This is a genomic window from Rhizobacter sp. AJA081-3, from assembly GCF_017795745.1.
Lineage (GTDB): Bacteria > Pseudomonadota > Gammaproteobacteria > Burkholderiales > Burkholderiaceae_C > Piscinibacter.
Map to the genome: position 1 here is coordinate 1,615,018 of NZ_CP059067.1, position 21,790 is coordinate 1,636,807.

A 21,790-nucleotide genomic window follows, 5' to 3' on the forward strand; every position below is an offset into this window, starting at 1 on the left:
CGTCGGAGCACGACCCACCCCTCGACCCGGGGGCGCGCCGTGGCTTTTGGGTGCGCAGCCCCGTGATCGCGGGAGCTGCGCTGCCCCAGCGCGGCGCGGTGCTGCTTCAGAATCGGCGCGAACGCATTGCGATGCGCCGACACGACATGCACACCGTCCTTCCCTTTCCCTTCGAGCTCGGCAGGCCCGCTGTCGGCGCGGAGCGCGCCGCCCGATGACGGCGCCGGGCTCGCCACTCCCGCCGGACCACCCGCTCGCGCGCTTCGAACCCCTGCGCCGTGCGGAGCGCATCCTGCTGCGTGCCTTCCGGCACGGCGACATCGCCCGCATCGGCCTGCGCCGGCCTGTCGAGGCCAGCGATGACGTGACGGTGCGCGCCGCCTTCCTCGCCGAACTCGCACTGCACGGCGCTGGCCGCGCACAGGGGCGGCGCATCCAGCTGCTCGGGGCCTGGGTGCTGGGCCGCCTCGACCTGGGCGAGTGCGAGGTGCCGAGCAGCCTGTGGTTCTTCCGCTGCGTGTTCGACACCACCCCCTTGTTCGATGGCGCGAGGGTGCGCGGCGCCCTGAGCTTTCCCGATTGCGAACTGCCCGGCCTGCTGGCCGAGCGCTGCCGCATCGCACAGGACCTGGCGCTCAATGCCGGTTGCAGCGTGGCCAGCGAGGTACGGCTGCAGCAGGCGCACATCGGCGGCGACTTCAATGCGACGCGGCTGACGCTGTCCGGCGGCGAGAGCGCGATCCCCGGCCGGCGCAGCCTGCTGGCCGACGGGCTGCAGGTGGAGGGCGACGTGCGCCTGTCCGAAGGCTTCGACGCCTCGGGCGAAGTGCGCTTTGCGGGAGCCCGCGTCAGAGGCGACTTCATCGCCGGCCGTGCGCGAGTCAGCGGCCCGCTGGACACCGGCGGCGCCCGCCGCGCCGCGCTGGTGCTCGACCGCATCGAGGTTGGCGGCGACATGCGGCTGGACGAAGGCTTCGCGGCGGCCGGCCTGGTCAGCCTGCGGCGCGCGCAGATCGGCGGTGATCTCGACTGCACCTCGGCGGCCTTCGACCGGGTTGGCGACGCGGCCTGGGGCGATGGCACCTCGCTGGTGCTCGACCGCGCCCGTATTGGTGGCACGCTGCGCCTGGGCCAGCTCGCCGCGCCACTGCTGGGTGCCTCGTTCGCCGGCACGCACGTGAAGGCGCTGGTCGACGACCTGTCCACCTGGGGCGAGCGGCTGGTGCTCGACGGCTTCAACTACTCGCGCTTCGGCGAAGGTGCGCCGCTGGATGCGCGCTTTCGCCTCGCCTGGCTGGAGCGCCAGCCGCCGTCGCACATCGACGGCGACTTCCGCATGCAGCCCTGGCGCCGTGCCATCCGCGTGCTGAGGCGCATGGGCCATTCGGCGAGTGCGAACGACCTGGCGGTGCGGCGCGAGCAGCGGCTGCGCCGCATCGGGCGCATCGGCGAGGCTTTGCCCGGGGCACTGCGCTGGGCGGCGCGGGGTGCCCACCTGCTGTTCGGCGCACTGGCCGGCTACGGCTGGCGGCCACAGCGCCTGTTGGTCTGGTCGCTCGCCGTCTGGCTGTTCGGCGCGGCCCTGTTTGGGCTGGCCCATCAGGAAGGGGCATTGCTGCCGGTGGGCTCGCCGGCGCTGTCGCCCTTCAGTCCGCTGGGCTACACCTTGGACCTGATGCTGCCCCTGGTCGATCTCGGCGAGAAGCGCCACTGGCTGCCCGCGCCCGGAGCCGCGGCAGGCTTCGGCTGGAGCGACATCGCACGGCTGGCCGGCTGGGCCGTCACGCTGTTCGGCTGGACTGTCGCGCTGCTCGCGATCGCCAGCCTGGCCGGCTGGGCCGACCGCGACCGCAAGCGCTGAGAATCCCGGCGCGGATCCGCCGCTCTTCACGGGGTTCCCTCACGGCACAAGGGGACTGCCCTGATCCTGCGGGCACGGCCCGTGCTGCAGAATCGTCCGCAAACTGCCTTCGTCGCGTGCGACGCCGTCTCCCATGTCCATGCCTTCCCGCCTTGCCGTGCTTGCCCTGCTGTCGTCGGCGCTGACCGGTTGTGCTTCGCTGAACCTGCCCCGCGCGGCAGCCGCTGCCCCGCCCAACGCCGCAGCTGCCAGCGGCCCGGGTGCTGCGGCATCCGCACCGGCACGGCCCGACCCCTCAGCGCCCAAGCCCTTCGCCGAGATCATCAAGGGCGCCACGCAACAAGCCGGCTTCATTCCGGTGTGGCGCAAGGACGAGAAGGTCTGGCTGGAGATCCCCGCCGAACTGCTCGACAAGCCTTTCCTGCTGTCGGCCAACATCACGCAATCGATCGGCGAGCGCGGCCTGTATGGCAGCCAGATGGGCCCGTCGTGGCTGGCGAGTTTCCGCAAGGTGAACAACCAGGTGCAGCTGACTGCGATGAACACCGAGTACATCGCCAGCGGCACGGCCATGCAGGCCGCCGTCGCCCAGGGCTTCTCCGACAGCCTGCTCGGCGCCACCGCGGTGGCCAGTGCGCCGCACCCGGAGCGCAAGTCGCTGCTTGTCGACGCGGCATTCCTGCTCAGCGACCTGCCTGCGTACTCGACGCGTCTGGAGGCCGCCTTCCGCCTGCCGTACTCACTGGACCGAAGCAACTCGAGCATCGAGAAGACGCGCGTCACCGACGACCTGACGACGCTGAACCTGCGCATGCACTTCGCCACCGCGCGTCTGCCGGCGCCTCCGCTGGTGGCTCCGCCCGTGCCGGCTCCGGCGCCGCCCTCGACGCTGCCCGATGCGCGCAGCTTCTTCGTCGGCTACGTCTACAGCTTCACCAAGCTGGCCGAGCAGCCGATGCCAGCGCGCCAGGCCGACCCGCGCGTGGGCCATTTCACCGACACCGTCACCGACCTCAGCAACGACCTGCAGGTCAACCCGAAGCGTTTCATGGTCAACCGCTGGCGACTGGAGAAGGCCGACCCGGCAGCGGCGCTGTCGGAGCCGAAGCAGCCGATCGTGTTCTGGCTCGACAAGAACATTCCGCCGGTCTACCGGAAGTCGGTGACCGAAGGCGTGCTCGAGTGGAACAAGGCCTTCGAGCGCATCGGGTTCAAGAACGCCGTGGTGGTCAGGCAGCAGCCCGACGATGCCGACTGGGACACGCTCGACTCGCGCCATGCATCGATCCGCTGGTTCGTCGGCGCCGACGTGGGCTTCGCGCGCGGGCCGAGCCATTCCGACCCGCGCACCGGCGAGATCATCGATGCCGACATCGCGATGAGCGACGTGTTCGGCCGCGGCGCGCGCCGCTTCATCGTCGAGAACGTGGGCGCCCCGATGCGCCCCTTCGCCACGCCGATCGCCTTGCCGTGGTCGAAGGCGGCGGCGCAGGCCTGCGACTATGCCGACGCCGCGGCGGCGGAGATGAACTTCGCCCTGGACCTGCTCGATGCGCGCGGCGCCATCGCGCCGGACAGCCCCGAGGCGGAGGCGTTTGCGCAGTCCCGGATCCGCGACACGATCATGCACGAGGTCGGTCACACACTGGGGCTGACGCACAACTTCAGGGCCTCGACCGTCTACACCCGCGCGCAGCTGCAGGACAAGGACTTCACCGAGAAGAACGGCATCTCCGGCTCGGTGATGGACTACAACGGCTACAACGTCGCGGCCGCCGGCGAGCGCCAGGCGAGCTTCAACAACACCACGCTCGGCCCCTACGACTACTGGGCCATCGAGTACGCCTACAAGCCGATCGATGCGGCCGACGAGAAGCGCGAACTCGAACGCATCGCCGCGCGCAGCACCGAGCCGCTGCTGGCTTTCGCCAACGACCCCGATGCCGGCGGCGTGCCCGGCAACGACGGCCTGGACCCGATGGTCAACCGCTTCGACCTCGGCGACGAGCCACTGGCCTACTATCGCAAGCGGCTGCAGCTCTCGCGCGAGCTCTGGCAGCGCGTGCAGGAGCGCAAGCCGCAGCCGGGCGACGACCCGACACGCCAGCGCCGCGTCCTGCTGTCGGGCTTCAACCCGCTCAACGACGCGGCCGTGCAGGTGGCCAAGTACGTCGGCGGCATGTACACCTCGCGCGATGCGCCGGGCGCGGGTGCGCAGGCCGCCTTCCGGCCGGTCGAGCCGGCCCGCCAGCGCGAGGCGCTGCAGTTCATGGTCGGCGGCCTGTTCTCGGCCGACAGCTTCCGCTTCCAGCCGCAGTTCCTGTCCGGCCTCGCGCCGGACTACCGCGAGTGGACCCGGCCGGCCGTCGTCAGCATCCCGGCGATGGTGCTGCAGCTGCAGGTGGCCGGGCTGGACCGGCTGCTCAGCCCCGGAACGGCCTCGCGGCTGCTCGACCTGCCGCTGTACGTGCCCGCCGCCGAGCGTCTCGGTCTGATCTCGCTGAACGAGGTCTACGGCACGCTGCAGTCGGCGGTGTGGAGCGAGCTGAAGAGCGGCGCCGAGATCGACCGGCTGCGCCGCAACCTGCAGCGCGAGCACCTGAAGCGTCTGCATGCACTGCTGGTGCGCGTGCAGTCGCCGCTGCCGGCGGATGCGCAGAGCCTGGTGCGCCTGAACGCGGTGGCGCTGCGCGACGACCTGCGCCGCGCCCTGGCCACGCGAAAGTGGTCGGTCGAGTCGCGTGCCCACCTGCAGGAGAGCCTGGGCCTGCTCGATCAGGCGCTGAACGCGTCGATGCTGCGCAACTGAGGCCGGCCCGGCCGCCGTTCGCACCCGCTGCGGCGTGGCCCGTCGCACGGCGCCCCGCCGGGCATGGCGCGGCGGCGGCGGCAGCGCTATCGTGGCGCCATGTCGGCCACCCTGGAACCCGCGAGCTCGCCCGAGCACGGCTTCAATCGATTCGTCGCGGCGCTGAGCCTGCGCGGCGTGCTGCTGGCGATGGTGCTGGCCAGCCTGGCCGCGGTGTTGCTGAACCCGATCTTCGTGACGCCCTTTCCGGTGCTGCTCGGGCGCATGCTGGTCATCGCGCTGCTCCTGCTGCTGGTGTTCACCGCGGCGGGTTTCTGGTCGGTGGGCTGGCTGCCGCGCTGGCTGGTGCAGGTGCTCGCGGTGGTGCTGGCGGCGCCGCTGGCCACCTACCTCGTCTACCTCCCGGCAGTGCAGGGGCAGGTGTTCGAGGTGCTGCGCCACGAGGGGCGACTGTCGGGCTTCGTGCTGATCACCGGCACCGTGCTGGTGGTGGCGCCGCTGCTGGCGCTGGGCGCGCTGTACCGCGAGCGTGACGCGCAGGCGCGCAGCCAGGCCCTGGGCTTCGCGCTGGAGCGCAGTCAGCTGGAGAAGCAGGCGCTCGACGCCCGGCTGAAGCTGCTGCATGCGCAGATCGAGCCTCACTTCCTGTTCAACACGCTGGCCAACGTGCAGGCGCTCGTCGAGTCCGGTTCGCCGCAGGCCAGCGCCGTTCTGAAGAGCCTGATCGCCTATCTTCGTGCGGCCATGCCGCGACTGGCCGACGAGCATGCCACGCTCGGCGACGAGCTGGCGCTGGTACGTGCCTACCTCGAGCTGATGCTGATGCGCATGCCGGATCGGCTGCAGTACACGATCGACATGCCTGGCGAGCTGCTGGGCCTGCGCTTCCCGGGCATGGCGCTGCTCACGCTGGTGGAGAACGCCATCCGCCACGGCATCGACCCGGCGGAGCAGGGCGGCCGCATCGAGCTGCGGGCCCGGCGCGACGGCAACGGCACGCTGACGCTGTGCGTGGCCGATACGGGTGCAGGCTTGCGCGAAGGTGCACCGCCCGGCACCGGGCTGGCCAACCTGCGCGAGCGCCTGGCGATGTTCTACGGGTCCGACGCGCGGCTGGAGATCGCGGAGAACGCACCGCGCGGCGTGGTCGTGACGCTGCACTGCCCGGGCGAGGCGAGCTGATGGCCGCGCCCACCGCGCTGATCGCCGACGATGAGCCGCTGTTGCGCGAGCGGCTGTGCACGCTGCTGCAGCGCTGCTGGCCCGAACTGGAGGTGGTGGCGCAGGCGCGCAACGGCCGCGAGGCAGTCGAGCTGTTCGACCAGCATGCGCCGCAGGTGGTGTTCCTCGACGTGCACATGCCCGGGCTGAATGGCATCGAGGCAGCGCGCTCGCTGGCGCGGCGTGCCCAACTCGTGTTCGTCACCGCATTCGAGCAGTACGCGGTGCAGGCCTTCGAGCAGGGGGCGATCGACTACCTGGTCAAGCCCGTCGACGAGGCTCGGCTCGCCGACACCGTGCAACGCCTGCGCCAGCAGCTGGCGCGGCCTGTGCCGGGGGCGCCGGCTGCGCTGGAGGAGGTGCTCGACGGCCTGTCGGCCGAGCTGAAGCGCCGTGCCGGTGCACCGGCCGCCTTCCTGCAATGGATCAAGGCCTCGGTCGGCCAGAGCGTGCGGCTGATCCCGGTCGAGCAGATCGCCTATCTGCGCGCCGACGAGAAGTACACGCTGGTGGTCTGGGAGGGTGGCGAGGCGTTGATCCGCAAGACCATCCGCGAGCTTGCCGACGAACTCGACCCCTCACGTTTCGTGCAGACGCACCGCTCGGTGATCGTCAACCTGCACGAGGTGCTGCAGGTCACGCGCGGCGCCAACGAGACGGCGGAGGTGCAGCTCAAGGGGCGCCGCGAACTGCTGCCGGTGAGCCGCAGCTACCTGCACCTGTTCCGCCAGATGTAGCGTCACTGCAGGCGGCGGGCGGTGGGCTCGGCCTGCGTCTCGTTCTGCGCCACCGGGCCGCTGGCGGCCTCGCGCTGGCCGGTGATGGTGACCGCCGGCAGCGTCACCACCGTCGTCGTGGTGCTGTCGTTGAACAGCGCGCTGCCGATCGCGACGGTTCCGCCGGCCAGCAGGCAGAAGGTCAGCAGGGCGGAGAAGATTCGGTCGATCATGGTGGGCTCCTTCGGGTCACGACAACGTGTCGCGTTGAAGTGAATGTAGGAGCCGGCCCGGCGCGGCGACAGCCGCTTGCGACGAACTGCGCTGTGGCGAGGATGAACTGCAGTGCGCTCAGATGGGCGCAGTGCGCTCCAGCAGCCAGGCCTTGGCCGCGCCGTCGACCAGCGGGCTCAGACGCTCGCGGACGGTGGCGTGGTAGCCGTTCAGCCAGGCCACCTCGTCGGCGCGCAGCAGCGAACGGTCGATGCAGCGGGTGTCGATCGGGCACAGCGTGAGCGTCTCGAAGCCGAGGAAGTCGCCGAACTCGGTGCTCGCCACCGGCACGTTCATCACCAGGTTCTCGATGCGGATGCCCCAGCCGCCCGGCCGGTACAGGCCCGGCTCGATGCTGGTGACCATGCCGGGCTCCATCGCCATGTGGGCGTCGGGCACGGCCTTGGAGATGCTCTGCGGGCTCTCGTGCACGTTGAGGAAGTAGCCCACGCCGTGGCCGGTGCCGTGGCCATATTCGAGGCCCTGCTCCCACAGCGGCGCGCGGGCGATGGCGTCGAGCATCGGCGACAGGGTGCCGCGCGGGAACTTCGTGCGCGACAGCGCCATCGTGCCCTTGAGCACCAGCGTGTAGTCGCGCTTCTGGGCTTCGCTGACGCGGCCGATCGGCCAGACCCGGGTGATGTCGGTGGTGCCGCCGAGGTACTGGCCGCCCGAATCGATGAGCAGCAGGCCGTCGCCTTCGATCACCGCGTGCGATGCCGGCGTGGCGCGGTAGTGCGGCATGGCGCCGTTGGCGTTGAAGCCGGCGATGGTGCCGAAGCTCAGGCCGACGAAACCTGGCCGCGTGGCGCGCGCCGCGCTCAGCTTCTCGTCGATGGTCAGCTCGGTGATGCGCTCCTTGCCCAGCGCGGATTCGAACCAGGCGTAGAACTCGCACATCGCCGCGCCGTCCTGTGCCATCGCGGCGCGGATGTGCTCGGCCTCGGCGGCGCTCTTGCGGCTCTTCAGCAGCGTGCTCGGATTGATGGCTTCGACCACCGGCACCTGGATGCGCTCGCGCAGGCCCAGGGTCACGCGCTTCGGGTCGAGCAGCAGCTTGGCGTCGCCGGGCAGCGCGGCCAGCGCCTCGGCGGCGCCGGCGTAGGGTGCGAGCCGCACGCCGTCGCTGGCAAGCGCGGCCTTCAGCACCGCATCGATCTTGCCCTCGCCGACGAACAGGGTGGCATCGACCGCCGTCACCAGCAGGTGGGCCAGGAACACCGGGTTGTAGCTGACGTCTGCGCCACGCAGGTTCAGCGCCCAGGCCACGTCGTCGACGGTGCTGACGAGGTGGTGCGTCGCACCCTGCCGGGCCATCGCCTCGCGCAGTTGCGCCAGCTTGCCGGCGCGCGCGAGCGGTGCCTGCGGCGCGCGGTGCTCGTAGACCGGCGCCGTGGGCAGGCCGGGGCGCTCGGGCCAGACTTCGGCGAGCAGGTCGAGGTCGGTACGCAGCGTCACGCCGGCGCGCTCCAGCACGCTGCGCAGTTGCTGCGCGGCGGCCAGGCCGATCACGTCGCCGTCCACCGCGACCGTCTCGCCGGCCTTCGCTTCGCGGGCCAGCCAGTCGACGTGATGCGTCGCGGTGCCGGTCGGGATCTTGACCAGCTCGATGCCGCTGCCGGCCAGCTCGGCCTCGGCCTGCACCCAGTAGCGGCTGTCGGCGAAGAGGGCTGCCTTGCCGCGTGCGACGACCAGCGTGCCCATCGAACCGGTGAAGCCCGACAGCCACTCCCGGCCCTGCCAGCGCTCGGGCAGGTACTCCGACAGGTGCGGGTCCGACGAGGGGACGAGCAGCGCGGCCAGCCCGTGTCGGGCCAGCGCGTCCTGCGTCTTCGCGATGCGTGCCCTGTAGGGCGAGGTGCGTGTGTCCATGGGCGGATTCTAGAAGGGCCTCAGCGCGGCTGCAGGCGCCGGCGCACGAGGTTGATGTGGCTTCTCAGCGAGTACAGCTCGTCGGCGTAGCTCAGCGGCACGGTGATCTGCTCGGCGCGCTTCTCCAGCTTGTCGAGCTCGGCGATCAGTTCTTCGGCCGGCTGCTCGCCGATCGAGTCTTCCAGCCGGCGCAGCTGGCCGTACCAGCGGAAGATGCGCGAGCGCACGCGGAACTGGTACAGCGGCGGCACCACGCGCGACAGCGGGATCAGGATGGCGACGATGGACACCATCACCACCCACATGCGGTCGACCAGGTTGGCGATCCAGAACGGCAGGTAGCGCTGCAGCAGCGGCGGGCCGTTGCGGAAGAAGCGCTCCGCCTCGGGCGCCAGCGTGCGCTCGCTGTTGGTGATGTTCGGGAAGTCGCCCTTGCGGTTGAACCAGCCGGCGCCGCTGTGGATCTGCTTGGCGGCCTGCACGAACAGCTGCACCAGCGCCGGGTGCGTCGATTCGCGCGCCACCAGCGTGGCGGTGGGCGCGATCATGCGGATGTTGGCGGGGGGCATGTCGCGCGCCAGGTCGACCACGCCGCGCGGCAGCGTGACCGGGCTGATGAAGGCGAAGCGGCGCGAGTAGGCCTCGGCCTGCGGGAAGTCGAACAACCGCACGCCCGGCGTCTGCAGCAGCATCTGCACCAGCGGCGACTCCGGTGCCGAGGCGAACACCAGGGCGTCGATGTCGCCGGCCAGCAGCGCCACCACCGCCGGCGTGGAAGGCTGCTGCACCAGCGTGATCGTCGCCGGGTCGATGCGGTTGGCCTCGAGCAGCCGCTTGACGAGGTTGGGCACGCCGCTGCCCGGCGCGCCGATGTTGAGCTTCCAGTCGCCCGGGCGGCTCATGTCGGCCAGGGCATCGAGGGCCGGCTTCTTCACCGCACGCTGGGCCGATTCTTCACGGTAGAACAGCCACACCGGCTCGTGGAACAGGCTGCCCAGCGACACCAGGCCGGCATTGGCGGCCTCCGCGTCGGCGGCGCTGCCGAAGTCCGCGTCGGCGCCGCCCTGCACGAAGGCGAGGTCGACGCCCGAGTTCGGGTCGCGCAGCAAGGCCAGGTTCTCGGCCGCGCCGGCGCTGCCGCGCAGTTCGACCTGGATGCCGTGCTGCAGCAGCAGCTTGGCGTAGCGCTTGCCGAACTCGGCGTAGGCGCCCTGGTCGGCGCCGGTGGCCAGCACGACCTTCTTCGGCGGCGTCGGGTCCAGCACCTTGTAGGCCAGCAGCAGCAGCAGCAGCGCGATGAGGATGAACGGCCCGGCCGTGGCGAGCAGGTCGCGGACCGAGAGCAGGGTGTGGCGCAGGGCTTGGGGCATGGGCGGCTTTCCGGCGGCGGACAACTTGCACGATAGCCTGCGCCGGCCGCCCCCCGTTCACCAACCGTAACGGTGGGCCATGGTCAAATGCGGCCCCCGAGACCGACGCCTTGCCATGACTCGAACGCTGGACACCACCGAACTGAACGACCTGCTGGGTTCGCTGACGAACCCCACGGCGCTGGCCGAGCTCGGTGTGCTGGTGGGCTGTCTGCTGCTGGCCTGGGCGATCGTGCGGCTGCTGCGCGGCCGCGCGCCGACGGCCGGCTCGATCTGGTTCGGTGAACGCATCATCGACGGCGTGCTGTTCCCGATGGTGGCGCTGGCGCTGGCCTTCGGCGCGCGGCTGCTGCTGTCGGCCTCGCTGAAAATCGCGGTGTTCAAGGTCGCGATTCCCATCCTGGTGTCGCTGCTGGTCATCCGCCTGGCCGTGCGTGTGCTGCGCGTCACCTTTCCGGATGCGCACTGGGTGCGCGTGATCGAACGCACCGTGTCGTGGATCGCCTGGCTGGCCGTGGTGCTGTGGATCACCGGCGTGCTGCCTTTGCTGCTGGAGGCGATGGACGAGGTCAGCTGGAAGGTCGGCGCCACCCGGCTGACCTTGCGCAATCTGGTCGAAGGCACGCTGACGGCCGGCCTGGTGATGGTGGTGGCCCTGTGGATCTCGGCGGCGATCGAGAAGCAACTGCTTCGCGGAAGCGGCGACGACCTGTCGATCCGCAAGATCGCCGCCAACCTGGTGCGCGCGCTGCTGCTGTTCCTCGGCCTGATCCTGGCCCTGTCGGCGGTGGGCATCGACCTCACCGCGCTTTCGGTGCTCGGCGGCGCAGTCGGCGTGGGCCTGGGTTTCGGCCTGCAGAAGATCGCCGCCAACTACGTCAGCGGCTTCGTCATCCTGGCCGAGCGTTCGCTGCGCATCGGCGACATGGTGCGTGTGGACAACTTCGACGGCCGTGTCACCGACATCCGCACGCGCTACACCGTGATCCGCGCGCTCTCGGGCCGCGAGGCGATCGTGCCCAACGAGATGCTGATCACGCAGCGGGTCGAGAACCTGTCCCTGGCCGATATGAAGGTGCTGCTGAGCACTACCGTGCAGGTGGCCTACGGCACCGACGTGCGCGAGCTGCAGGCCCGCGTGACGGCGGCGGTGGCGAACGTGCCGCGCGTGCTGAAGGATCCGGAGCCCTCGTGCCAGCTGGCCGAGTTCGCTGCCGACGGCATGAACCTGACCATCAACTTCTGGATCGCCGACCCCGAGAACGGCCAGGGCAACGTGCGCTCCGACGTCAACCTCGCGATCCTCGACCTGTTCGATCGCGAAGGCATCGAGATCCCGTTCCCGCAGCGTGTGATGCATCACATCGGCGTCGATCCCGCGGCGGGCAAGGGCGGCGAGTGAGCTTGCGGCGCGCCGCGTCCGCCGCGCTGGCGACGGCGCTGGCCCTGGCCGCTTGCAGTGGCACGCTCGCGCCGAACCCGGCACCCGCCGCGCCGGAATCCGCCAGCGGCTTCGCCGACAAGCCGGGCTGGCACGCCACGCGCCATATGGTGTCGGCCGCGCATCCGCTGGCCGTGCAGGCCGGGCTGCGCGTGCTGCGCGGCGGCGGCAGCGCAGTCGATGCCGCCATCGCCACGCAGATGGTGCTGGCGCTGGTCGAGCCGCAGAGCTCGGGTCTGGGCGGCGGCCTCTTCCTCGTCCACCACGACGGGCGCCGGGTCCAGGCCTACGACGGTCGCGAGACGGCGCCGGCGCAGGCCGGGCCGGGGCTGTTCCTGCGCGACGGGCGGCCGATGGGTTTCGCCGAAGCGCTGGTCGGAGGCCGCTCGGTCGGCGTGCCGGGGGTGCTGCGTGCACTCGAACTCGCGCATGCGCAGCATGGCCGGTTGCCCTGGGCGACGCTGTTCGAACCGGCCATCGATCTGGCCGAACGCGGCTTCCCGGTCGGGGCACGGCTGGCACAGCTGCTGCGCGAGCCGCTCGCGCAGCGGCTTCGCGACGACCCGCAGGCGGCCGCGCTTTTCTTCAATCGCGGCGGCACGCCGCTTGCAGCCGGGCAGACCTTGCGCAACCCCGCGCTCGCCGAGGTGCTGCGCACCGTGGCCGCGCAAGGGGCCGGCGTGTTCTACCGCGGCGAGATCGCCCGCGACATCGTCGCCCGCGTGCGCGGCCACGCCAGCAACCCCGGCCTGCTCGACGAGGCCGACCTCGCCGGCTACAGCGCCATCGAGCGCGCGCCACTGTGCTTCGACCATCGCCGCTGGCGCCTGTGCGGCATGCCGCCACCCTCGTCGGGCACGCTGGCGGTGGGGCAGATGCTGGGCATGCTCGAAACGCGTGGCATCGAGGCGCTGCGGCCGCGGCCGGCACCCTGGGGACTGGAGCCCGACGCGCAGGCGGTGCACTTGTTCAGCGAGGCGGGCCGACTGGCCTTCGCCGACCGTGCCCGCTACGTGGCCGACCCCGACTTCGCGCCGCTGCCGGGCCTGGGCGCCGCCACGCTGCTCGACCCGCACTATCTGCAGCAGCGCGCGGCACTGATCGGCCCGCGCAGCATGGGCCGCGCCGCCGCCGGCACGCCACTCGGCCCACAGATGAGCCTGGCCGACGACCGCAGCCCGGAACTGGCCTCGACGACTCAGGTGTCGGTGGTCGACGGCTTTGGCAATGCGCTGTCGATGACCAGCACCATCGAGAATGGCTTCGGCGCGCAGATCATGGTGCGTGGCTTCCTGCTCAACAACCAGCTCACCGACTTCTCCTTCGTGCCGGCAGTCGAGGGCGTGTCGGTGGCCAACCGCGTGCAAGGTGGCAAGCGGCCGCGCTCGGCGATGGCGCCGATGCTGGTGTTCGAGCGTGAGGGCGGCCGGCTGGTGATGTCGATCGGCTCACCGGGCGGGCCGGCCATCATCAACCACGTCGCCAAGGCGCTGGTGGCCTCGCTCGACTGGGGGCTGGACCTGCAGCAGGCCATCGCCCTGCCCAACTTCGGCTCGCGCAACGGGCCGACCGAGCTGGAAGCCGGCCGCTCGAGTGCGGCGCTGGCCAATGCGCTGCGAGGGCGTGGCCATGAGGTTCAGGTGCAGGCGCTGACCAGCGGACTGCAGGGCGTCGAGCGTGCGGGTGCCGGCTGGTTCGGCGCGGCCGACCCGCGCCGCGAGGGCATCGCGGCGGGCGATTGAAGCGTTGCCGCGGGCGCGTCAGGCCGTCAGCCGCGCCAGCATCAGCGACTGCAGCCACAGCGCCGATTGCGACGGCATGGCCACCGGCCGCTGCGGCTGGTGGCGCAGGCCGATCGCCACGCGACCGGTCCACCAGACCAGCCGGCCGCTGCCGGGCAGCACCACGGGACCGATGTGGCCCGGCGGAATCTCCACGGGCGGCGGCGCGTCGTCGTGGCGAAGGATCGCGCTGGACTCGGGCGAGGCGTGGACTCGTTGCAGCATGATCGGCTCCCGCAAGTGGTGCCGCCATGATCTGCGCGCCGCCCGGCCACCGCACTGCCCTGCCTGCGGGGGGCGCGGCACTCGAACGTGGGATGGCAGGCTTCGGCGGCTCAGCCGCGCAGGCAACCGCCCAGGAAGGTAGTGTCATGGCCCGTCATGATCGTCACGCCGCCGTCGACATCGGGCAGCGTCGCGATGCGCATCACCTCGCGTGCCGGCACGTGCATGCGGAACACGCCTCGCGCATCGCTCATCGTGCTGGCGGCGGTGCGGCCTTCGGGCGTGCTGGCTTGCACGGCCTGCACCAGCGGCCGATCGTGCGCATCGACGACGCAGCCCTCCAGGCGCACCTGCTTCGGCTCCTGCGGTGTTTCCAGGGCAGATTCGAGGTCGCCGCCGCCGCAGGAGATCAGCGAGAGGCAGACGAAGAGTGCAAAGGCAGTGGGAGTCAGTACGTGCATGGCGGCTCCCGATCAACGCGAGCCGGCCGCGCGCGGCGCCAGGCTCCTGAGGTGCAGGAAGAGGGCTTCGAGGTCGACGTCGCTCATCGCCTTGAGCGAGCCGAAGGGCATCACCGTGCTGACGGTGCTGCCGTCGGGGCGCTGGCCGCTGCGCATCATCGCGACGAAGGCCTTGGCGTCGGCGTACCGGGCCAGCGCGCTGCCGTCGCCCGGTGTCAGGTTGGCCGCGGCCGGCCAGTCCGGCGGCGCACCGGGGATGCGGCCACCGGCGAGACCCGGGCCATGGCAGCCGATGCAGGCATTGGCGACATAGGCGCCGTGGGTCGCCGAAACCGCTTCGGGCACCGGCGCGGCGGGCGCGAGCGTGTGGTCGATCGTCTGCGCGGCGTCCTGGATGAACCCGGCGCCGTACAGCGCGCGCACCGGCAGCGGCAGGCTGATCTGCGCCAGGTCGCCCTCGGCTGCCGGCATCTGGCGCAGGTAGGCCACCAGCGCCGCGAAGTCGTCGTTGGTGAGGCGGTTGTAGTCTTCGCTGGGCATGATCATCAGCGGCCGCCCGCCCGGCGCCACGCCGTGGCGGATGCTGCGATCCCAGTCCTCCATGCGGTAGTCCGCCGTGGCCGAGCTCCGGGCTGGCGTGATGTTCGGCGCGTGCAGACGCAGGCCCCTGCCGTCGTCGACGAAGGTGCGGCCGGCGCCGTCGTTGCCGTGGCAGTCGGTGCAGCCGCGCGAGCGGAAGAGGTAGCCGCCGCGCTCGACGGCGGCAGCGTCGCTGCGCGCGGCAACGGCTTCGAGGCGGATCTCCAGCTTGCGGGAGGCCTTGAGGTGGCCATAGGCAACCAGCACAGCGATCGCGGTGGCGCTCAGGGCGATGAGGGCGAGCAGGCCGTAGCCGGCCCGCTTGAGCCAGGTCTTCTTCATGATGATCTCGAGGGGTGGTTTCGGGCGGACGGCGCGCGGCGCCGTCACGCCGCGGTTCAGCGGAAGTCCGTCAGTCCGGGCTGCTGCGCCACGCCGATGGCGCGCGCGAGCTGGCCCCAGGCGCTGTCGTCCAGATGCGGGCGCACGGCCTCGAGCACAGCCTGGAAGGCGGCCGCAGGCGCTCCGGCCTTCATGCCGCCCAGAATCTGCGCGCGCTCGGCCGGGCTCGAGGCCGGGATCATCCAGCGCATCACCTCGAGCGTCTCCGCGGGCGGCAGGCTGGCCAGGATGCGGTGGTGCAGTTCCAGCAACTCGGCATCGCTGTAGTGCGCCCACAGCGTCGCGTTGTTGGTGGTCTCCTCGACATTCATGTGCTGGAAGTTGTCGGCCACGAACAGCGCCAGGTGGCGGTACAGGCGCAGGGCCTGCACGGGGCGCTCGGCCGGCTCGGACCGGGCCAGCGCACGTGCCTCGGCACGCAGCGCGTCGATGTGCTCGAAGTGCTCCACGTGATCGTCGGCGGTGCGCGACGAGCCGCGCGGCTGGCGGGCCTCGATCGCGGCATGCACGAAGTCGTTCTCATGGTGGATGTGGTTCACGCACAGCGCCATCAGGTCCTCGAACTGGCCGAGCGTGCGGGCCAGGTCGGTGGCATCGGCCGGGTCCATGCGGCCGACACGGTGCAGCGTGTCCATCATGAAGTGACGCAGGGCTTTGTGGATGCCGACGTACATGTCGAGCCGCACCGGGGCGGTGGCGGGGGAGGTGCCGGTCGGGCGGATGGCGGTGCTGGTGCTCATGGCGGATTCCTTGTCGAACGAGGGCTTCGGATGTCTGCCGGAACTGTTCGCGGCATGGTCGGAAGTTTTCCTTTTCGTTCGTTTTGGGACATCGCCTGAAGGAGCCATTGGCGGGCCATGGCCCACAATGCCGGCCCCATGGACCACAGCTTCCTCTCCGCCCTCATCCTGCTGCTGCTCGTGCTCGACCCGCTGGGCAGCCTGCCGATCTTCATTCCGATCATGAACACGGTGCCGCGCGAGCGGCGCTACTGGGTCGCGGCGCGCGAGGTCGCGATCGCCTTCGCGGTGCTGTTCGCGTTCATGTTCTTCGGCGAAGCCTTCCTGAGCGTGATGCGGCTGTCGGAACGCTCGCTGGAGGTGGCTGGCGGCGTGATCCTGCTGATGGTGGCCATCCGCATGATCTTCAGCCACGAGGGCGGTGTGTACGGCACGCCCGAGGGCAGGGAACCGATGATCTTTCCGCTGGCCGTGCCGCTGCTGGCCGGGCCTTCGGCAATGGCCACCGTGCTGCTGCTGGCCTCACGCCAGCCGGACCGGGTGATGACCTGGGTGGCGGCGCTGACCTGCGCGATGCTGGTGTCCGGCGCGGTGCTGATGCTGTGTGATCGCATCCGCCGCTGGGTCGGCGATTCGGTGGTCTCGGCCGTCGAGAAGCTGATGGGCCTGGTGCTCACCGCCATCGCGGTGGAAATGATCCTGGCCGGCTTGAAGCGCTATTTCTTCGAGTGAAGGCCTGAGCGCAAAGAAAAAGGGCCGGTCTTTCGACCGGCCCTTTCAGACGCTTGACTGCTGATCGGGGGATCAGAAGTTGTGGCGCACGCCCACAGCCAGCGACGAGAACTTGTCGCCGAAGTTGCTCACGCTGTAGATGGCGTTGTCGTTGTTCGACACCTGGGTGTAGAAGCCGTACACCTTGGTGCGCTTGCTCAGGTTGTAGTTGTAGCCCAGGGTGAACTGGGTGGCGCCGGAGTCGTCCACGGTGGTGCCGTTGGCCTTGAAGTTGCTGGCCTTGCCGAAGTTCGCGTGGAACTCGCTGGCACCCATCGCGTACATGCCCGACAGGCGGATGGCGTTGCGCTTCAGGCTGTTGCCGGCGCCGTCATCGATCTTGTTGTTGATGTAGTAGGCACCGACGGTGAAGGCACCCATCTCATACAGGGCACGCACGCCGAACTCCTTGGCGCTGTCGCTGGCGGGCGGCGTGGCCAGGCCGGTCGGGGCCGACACATAGCCGGCGCCCAGGTGCAGCGGACCCGCGTCGTAGTTGGCGGCCAGCACGAAGGTGTTCTTCGTCTGGCTGGCTTCCTTCAGGCCGAACTGGGCTTCGCCCGAGAAACCGGCGATGGTCGGCGTGGCGTAGGCGATCGTGTTGGTCACGACGCCCGGGTACAGGTAGAACGCATCCGACGACGTACCGGTGTCGTGGTTGTGCATGCTGATGTAGTCGGCGGTCGCGAAGTAAGCAGCCGTCGGGCCCATGTTGCCCAGGCGAACCTTGCCGAACGCGCCTTCCAGGCCGACCCAGCTCTCACGACCCCAGAAGCCGGCAGCGCCGCCCGAGGCAGCACCGGTGTCGGGGTTGAAGCCGTGTTCGATCAGGAAAGAAGCCTTCAGGCCGCCGCCGAGGTCTTCGGTGCCCTTGAAGCCGATACGCGACGAGCTGTTCTGCAGCACGTTCAGCGTGGTGTCGCCGTCCTTCTGGCGCTCAGCCGAGACGTTCAGGCGGCCGTAGATGGTGACGCTGCTTTGGGCCAGGGCGGCGCCACTGGTCAGGGTGGCCAGTGCGGCCAGGAAGATGGAGCGCTTCATGTAAATCCTTTTGGTCTTTGCTCGAAAAACACCCGGTTGACGCATGTCACCGGACCGAGGATTCGGATCTTAGATGACACCCGTAGGAAAACCCGTATCTTCGTTGTGCCGGCGCGACAACTGTTTTACCGGACGTCAGCGTCCGCGCAAGTGCGATGGCGCCTCCAGCCGGCGCGCGAGCATCGACAGGGTCAGCGTCAGCACGAGGTAGACCGCCGATATCGCCAGATAGGGCTCCCAGTAGCGCGAATACGCGCCGGCCACTGTTCGGGCCGCCAGCGCCAGCTCGGCCAGGCCGATGGCCGACACCAGCGAGGAGTCCTTGATCAGGGTGACGCCCTCGTTGACCAGGGCCGGCACCATGCGGCGGAAGGCCTGCGGCAGCACCACGAAGCGCATCGCCTGAGGGTGGGTCAGGCCGAGGCTGTAGGCGGCCTGCGTCTGGCCCAGATGGATGCTCTGGATGCCGGCGCGGAAGATCTCGGAGATGTAGGCGCCGGCGTTGAGCGTCATCGCCAGCGCGCCGGAGAAGAAGGCGCCGTGCGACTGGCGGAATTCGCGCGCCGCCTCGCCGGAGAGCAGCAGGCCGCTGTCCGGGTGGATCAGCGCCGGCATCAGCGCGAAGTGCACCAGCAGGATCTGCACGAACAGCGGCGTGCCGCGAAAGAAGGCGACGTAGCCGACGGTGATCGCCCGCGCCGCCTTCAGCGCCCAGGCCAGCGGGGCCGACTTGGGCGCTGGGGCGTCGCGTGAACTGCTGACCAGCCCGAGCAGCACGCCGAGCAGCAGCCCGGCGCCGATCGAGACGATGGTGAGCTGGATCGTCATCCACAGGCCGTTGAGGAACAAGGGCCCGTAGCCGGCGAGGATCTCCCAGCGCAGTTCCACGCGCGCTCCGCGTGCTTACTTCGACGCGGCGGAGGCCGGTGCCGCGGCAGCGGCCGGGGCGGCGCCGAAGTACTTGGCGTAGATCTGGTCGTAGCTGCCGTCGGCCTTGATGTCGGCCAGGCCCTTGTTCAGCTTTTCGAGCAGCTCGGTGTTGCCCTTCTTCACGGCGAAGCCGTACTGCTCGGGCGCGAAAGCCTTGTCGCTGACGGTCTTGAACTTGGCGCCCGGGTTGTTGGTCACGTAGTTGATGACCACGCCGTTGTCGGCCACGACCGCGTCCACGCCGCCGGCTTCCAGTTCCTTGAGCGCCAGCGGCGTCGACTCGAAGCGCTTGATGTTGGTGCTGTTCTTGCCCTGCTGCTTGGTGACGACTTCGTCACCGGTGGTGCCGGTCTGCACGCCGACCTTGAGCTTCTTCAGGTCGTCGAACTTGCTCACCTTCGAGGTCGCCTTCACGGCGATCAGCTGGTAGGCGTCGAAGTAGGGGTTGGTGAAGTCCATCGTCTGCTTGCGCTCGTCGGTGATCGTGATCGACGAGGCCAGCATGTCGCGGTCGCCCTGCGCGAGCGAGTTGAAGATGCCTTCCCACGGGGTGTTGACAAATTTCACCTCGATGCCGGCCTTCTTGGCCACGGCGGTGACGACGTCGACGGTGAGGCCGACGATCTCGCCCTTCTCGTTCTGCGACTCGAAGGGTGCGTAGGCGGCGTCGGTGCCGACAGCGTAGACCTTGGCCGGCGGCGGTGCGGCGGCGACGGACGCGGCCGGCGCGGCGGCCGAGGCGGCCGGAGCCGGTGCCGGCTCCTTCTTGCCGCAGGCGGCGAGCAGCACGCCCGCGAAGAGCAGGCCGGTGGTTTGCAGGAAACGACGGGTGGTGATGGTGGTCATGAAGTCCTCGATGAAGGAATGTCGGGAGCCCGGACCGGTAGGCCGGAGGGCGTGGCGCGAAGTGTAAGCGGGAGCCGTGCCAGCCCGGCCGGCTTCGGCGCCTGTCAGGGCCGCGGCGCGGTGGCCGGGTCGAGGTGCCGCCAGGGCAGGTCGCCCGGGTCGGCGGGCATCGGGCCAGAGGCCTTGGCCACGAGGATGTGCGAGGCAATGGGAGCGAAAGCGGCGCGGAAATGCACCGAGCTCTTCACCACCAGCATCTGCATCGCGCCCGGCTCGATGCCGAGGAAGCGGAACAGGTCGAGGTCGAGCATCTGCGCCTTGGCGCTGGACAGCAGCACGCGGATGCCGTCGATCTCGACGCAGGCGCAGGGGCCGAGCCGCGCGGTGGCGCCGGCGGTCATCGGGCCGTGCAAGTGCAGAGTGCCGTCGTGCACCGCGAGCACGCGGGCTTCGCCGCGCAGCGGCGGGTCGGTGAGGGTGCCGTCCCAGGTGGCCACGGCCCTGCCGAGCGACAGTTGCAGCCGCGCACCGACCCCCGCGGCGCAGGCGGCGGCTGCGCTCTCAGGGTCGAACAGCAGGCCGAGAGCGACGCTGCCTGCGAGCCGGTGCCCGGCGCCCGCTGCGCGCAGGGCGTGCAGCAGGCCGGTGGTGTTGGCATCGCCGCCGGCGCCGGGGTTGTCCTGCGTGTCGGCGATGATCACCGGGCCGCGGCCGGGGCCGGCGAGGGACAGGGCCCGCGCCACGGCCTCGGCGGGCGCCAGCAGTTCCGTCGACCACTCGCGGCGCCGCGCACAGACCTCCGCCTGCAGCGTGTCGACGGCACGCTGCAGCGCCGCCGCGTCGGCACCGTGCCCGAACAGCACCGGGCCGCATTCGGCGAAGTCGGCCGCCGAGAAGCCCATCGCGAAGCTGAGCTCCAGATCCGCGTCGGCCTCCAGGCGCTCGAGCTGCTCGATCACCGAGGCCGCTGGCTGCATCAGCGTGCACTGTGCGTTCAGCGGCAGCAGGAAGGGCACGCGGCGCGCATGGGTGTGCCGCGCCGGCGCGCCCGCCAGCAGGCGCCGCGCCAGCATCTGCGCGGCACGTTCGCCGGTCGCGACCATGTCGACGTGCGGGTAGGTCCGGTAGGCGGTCATGGCGCTGGCGTGAGCCAGCATGCGCCGCGTCACGTTGGCATGCAGGTCCAGGCTCGCGACGATGGGCAGCGCGGGGCCGGCAACGGTGCGCAGGCACTGCAGCAACTCGCCCTCGGCATCGTCGGCGCCTTCGGCAACGGCCGCACCGTGCAGGTCGAGCAGGATGCCGTCGAGTCCTGTGCGCATGGCCTCGCGCAGGTCGGCGAGCATCTCGTCGCGGATGCGCGCGAAGGCGTCGGCGGTGATGCGGTTGGAGGGCATGGCGCCGGCCCACACCGACGGCACGAGCGTCCAGCCACGGGCGCGGGCCTCGCGCACGAAGCCGCCGATGGCCAGGCTGCCGCCACCCATCTGCTCGAGCATCGCCGGCCCGCGCGCGTAGGCGGGGTAGCCCGCGCCGGCCTCGAAGGCATCCCAGTCCGCCACCGAAGGCGCGAAGGTGTTGGTCTCGTGGTGGAAGCCGGCGACGAAGATGCGCATGAAGAATGGCCTCGCTCAGGCGGCGCGGGTGAGGTAGGCGATCTCGTCGTCGGTGAAGCCGGCGGCGCGGCGCGCGGCATCGTTGAACGGCGGGCGCAGGCGCGGCGCGGCATAACGTTCCACCAGCGCCGGGTAGATCGCCACCGCATCCAGCCCGGCGCGCTCGCAGACGAAGCGGTACCAGCGGTTGCCGATGGCGACATGGCCGATCTCGTCGCGCAGGATCACGTCGAGGATCTCCACCGCGCGTGCATCGCCGGCCTTGCCCAGCTTGGCCTGCAGCGGCGGCGTGGCGTCCAGCCCGCGGGCCTCCAGCGTGCGCGGCACCAGCGCCATGCGCGCCACGACGTCGTGCGCGGTACGCGCAGCCATCGTCCACAGGCCGTCGTGGGCGGCGAAGTCGCCGTAGTCGTGGCCGAGCGTGCGCAGGTGCTCGCGCAGCAGCGTGAAGTGCAGCGACTCCTCCGCGGCCACGCGCAGCCAGTCGCGGTAGAACTCGGCCGGCATGCCGGCGAAGCGCCACACCGCGTCGAGCGCCAGGTTGATGGCGTTGAACTCGATGTGCGCGATCGAGTGCAGCAGCGCCGCGCGGCCCTCGAGCGTGAAGGGCGAGCGGGTCGCCACGTCCTTCGGGGCCACGAGCGGCGGCCGCGCCGGCCGGCCCGGTAAGCCGGCGGGTTCGGCCAGCACCTCGGAGGTGTCGAGCGTCAGCGACGCATCGGCAGACAGCGTGCGCACGGCGGCCGCCTTGTCTGCCGGGTCGGCGATCTGCAGCAGGGCGAGCGCTTCACGGCGGAGGTCCATGCGGCGATTATCGATGGCACCGTCGCGGTGC

The 21,790-nt window shown here is 70.5% G+C and carries 19 protein-coding genes; 7 read left to right on the forward strand and 12 right to left on the reverse strand.

Translation table 11 applies throughout. The annotated features are described in order from the left end of the window. The first annotated feature begins 214 nt into the window (after window positions 1-214). From HZ992_RS07680 to HZ992_RS07695, 4 genes are all read left to right on the forward strand, one after another. Window positions 215-1,861, forward strand: coding sequence for a bactofilin family protein (locus tag HZ992_RS07680; protein ID WP_209386077.1), 1,647 nt, complete (start codon window positions 215-217; stop codon window positions 1,859-1,861). A gap of 133 nt (window positions 1,862-1,994) precedes the next feature. Then, window positions 1,995-4,670: a zinc-dependent metalloprotease gene (locus tag HZ992_RS07685; protein ID WP_209386078.1), complete on the forward strand. Its 2,676-nt coding sequence runs from the start codon at window positions 1,995-1,997 to the stop codon at window positions 4,668-4,670. Between the two features lie 99 nt (window positions 4,671-4,769). Further along, a complete protein-coding gene (locus HZ992_RS07690; protein WP_209386079.1) occupies window positions 4,770-5,852 on the forward strand; it encodes a sensor histidine kinase in 1,083 nt (360 codons plus the stop codon). Continuing rightward, window positions 5,852-6,628, forward strand: coding sequence for a LytR/AlgR family response regulator transcription factor (locus HZ992_RS07695; protein ID WP_209386080.1), 777 nt, complete (start codon window positions 5,852-5,854; stop codon window positions 6,626-6,628). Before HZ992_RS07690 ends, HZ992_RS07695 begins: the two co-directional genes overlap by 1 nt. Window positions 6,629-6,630: 2 nt before the next feature. Here HZ992_RS07695 and HZ992_RS07700 read toward each other — a convergent pair whose 3' ends face one another. The 3 genes from HZ992_RS07700 to HZ992_RS07710 all read right to left on the reverse strand — a co-directional run bounded on the left by HZ992_RS07700 (window position 6,631) and on the right by HZ992_RS07710 (window position 10,122). Further along, the gene (locus HZ992_RS07700) at window positions 6,631-6,840 is read right to left on the reverse strand and encodes a hypothetical protein (RefSeq protein WP_209386081.1); all 210 of its coding nucleotides are present in this window, start codon (window positions 6,838-6,840) and stop codon (window positions 6,631-6,633) included. Window positions 6,841-6,958: 118 nt separating this feature from the next. Then, window positions 6,959-8,752 (reverse strand): aminopeptidase P family protein, encoded by a 1,794-nt coding sequence (locus HZ992_RS07705; protein ID WP_209386082.1) that lies wholly within the window; start codon window positions 8,750-8,752, stop codon window positions 6,959-6,961. A 20-nt stretch (window positions 8,753-8,772) separates the two neighbouring features. Next, window positions 8,773-10,122 (reverse strand): TAXI family TRAP transporter solute-binding subunit, encoded by a 1,350-nt coding sequence (locus HZ992_RS07710; protein ID WP_209386083.1) that lies wholly within the window; start codon window positions 10,120-10,122, stop codon window positions 8,773-8,775. 115 nt (window positions 10,123-10,237) lie between these two features. Here HZ992_RS07710 and HZ992_RS07715 point away from each other — a divergent pair, with 115 nt between their 5' ends. Both HZ992_RS07715 and HZ992_RS07720 read left to right on the forward strand, forming a co-directional pair. Further along, window positions 10,238-11,524, forward strand: coding sequence for a mechanosensitive ion channel family protein (locus HZ992_RS07715; protein WP_209386084.1), 1,287 nt, complete (start codon window positions 10,238-10,240; stop codon window positions 11,522-11,524). Further along, entirely contained in the window at window positions 11,521-13,305 is a 1,785-nt protein-coding gene (locus tag HZ992_RS07720; RefSeq protein ID WP_371816799.1) for a gamma-glutamyltransferase family protein, read from the forward strand. Before HZ992_RS07715 ends, HZ992_RS07720 begins: the two co-directional genes overlap by 4 nt. Window positions 13,306-13,323: 18 nt before the next feature. Here the strand turns inward: HZ992_RS07720 and HZ992_RS07725 are convergent, their stop codons facing one another. The 4 genes from HZ992_RS07725 to HZ992_RS07740 form a co-directional block, all read right to left on the reverse strand. Further along, window positions 13,324-13,569 (reverse strand): hypothetical protein, encoded by a 246-nt coding sequence (locus HZ992_RS07725; RefSeq protein ID WP_209386085.1) that lies wholly within the window; start codon window positions 13,567-13,569, stop codon window positions 13,324-13,326. 110 nt (window positions 13,570-13,679) lie between these two features. After that, window positions 13,680-14,030 (reverse strand): peptidase associated/transthyretin-like domain-containing protein, encoded by a 351-nt coding sequence (locus HZ992_RS07730; protein WP_209386086.1) that lies wholly within the window; start codon window positions 14,028-14,030, stop codon window positions 13,680-13,682. A gap of 12 nt (window positions 14,031-14,042) precedes the next feature. Further along, window positions 14,043-14,951 carry a c-type cytochrome gene (locus HZ992_RS07735; protein WP_209386087.1) on the reverse strand — a complete coding sequence of 303 codons (909 nt, stop codon included), beginning with the start codon at window positions 14,949-14,951 and terminating at the stop codon, window positions 14,043-14,045. Between the two features lie 56 nt (window positions 14,952-15,007). Next, on the reverse strand, window positions 15,008-15,751 hold the full coding sequence (locus HZ992_RS07740; protein ID WP_209386088.1) for a hemerythrin domain-containing protein: 744 nt from the start codon (window positions 15,749-15,751) through the stop codon (window positions 15,008-15,010). A 138-nt stretch (window positions 15,752-15,889) separates the two neighbouring features. Between HZ992_RS07740 and HZ992_RS07745 the strand changes: the two genes are divergently transcribed. Further along, on the forward strand, window positions 15,890-16,483 hold the full coding sequence (locus HZ992_RS07745) for a MarC family protein (RefSeq protein ID WP_209386089.1): 594 nt from the start codon (window positions 15,890-15,892) through the stop codon (window positions 16,481-16,483). A 72-nt stretch (window positions 16,484-16,555) separates the two neighbouring features. Here HZ992_RS07745 and HZ992_RS07750 read toward each other — a convergent pair whose 3' ends face one another. The 5 genes from HZ992_RS07750 to HZ992_RS07770 form a co-directional block, all read right to left on the reverse strand. Then, a complete protein-coding gene (locus HZ992_RS07750; protein ID WP_209386090.1) occupies window positions 16,556-17,563 on the reverse strand; it encodes a porin in 1,008 nt (335 codons plus the stop codon). 135 nt (window positions 17,564-17,698) lie between these two features. Further along, window positions 17,699-18,451 (reverse strand): amino acid ABC transporter permease, encoded by a 753-nt coding sequence (locus HZ992_RS07755; protein WP_209386091.1) that lies wholly within the window; start codon window positions 18,449-18,451, stop codon window positions 17,699-17,701. Window positions 18,452-18,466: 15 nt separating this feature from the next. Beyond that, the gene (locus HZ992_RS07760) at window positions 18,467-19,339 is read right to left on the reverse strand and encodes a basic amino acid ABC transporter substrate-binding protein (RefSeq protein WP_209386092.1); all 873 of its coding nucleotides are present in this window, start codon (window positions 19,337-19,339) and stop codon (window positions 18,467-18,469) included. A gap of 104 nt (window positions 19,340-19,443) precedes the next feature. Beyond that, window positions 19,444-20,955, reverse strand: coding sequence for a M81 family metallopeptidase (locus HZ992_RS07765; RefSeq protein ID WP_209386093.1), 1,512 nt, complete (start codon window positions 20,953-20,955; stop codon window positions 19,444-19,446). A gap of 15 nt (window positions 20,956-20,970) precedes the next feature. Continuing rightward, window positions 20,971-21,759, reverse strand: a complete 789-nt coding sequence (locus HZ992_RS07770; protein WP_209386094.1) for a ferritin-like domain-containing protein — start codon at window positions 21,757-21,759, stop codon at window positions 20,971-20,973. Window positions 21,760-21,790: the final 31 nt, after the last annotated feature.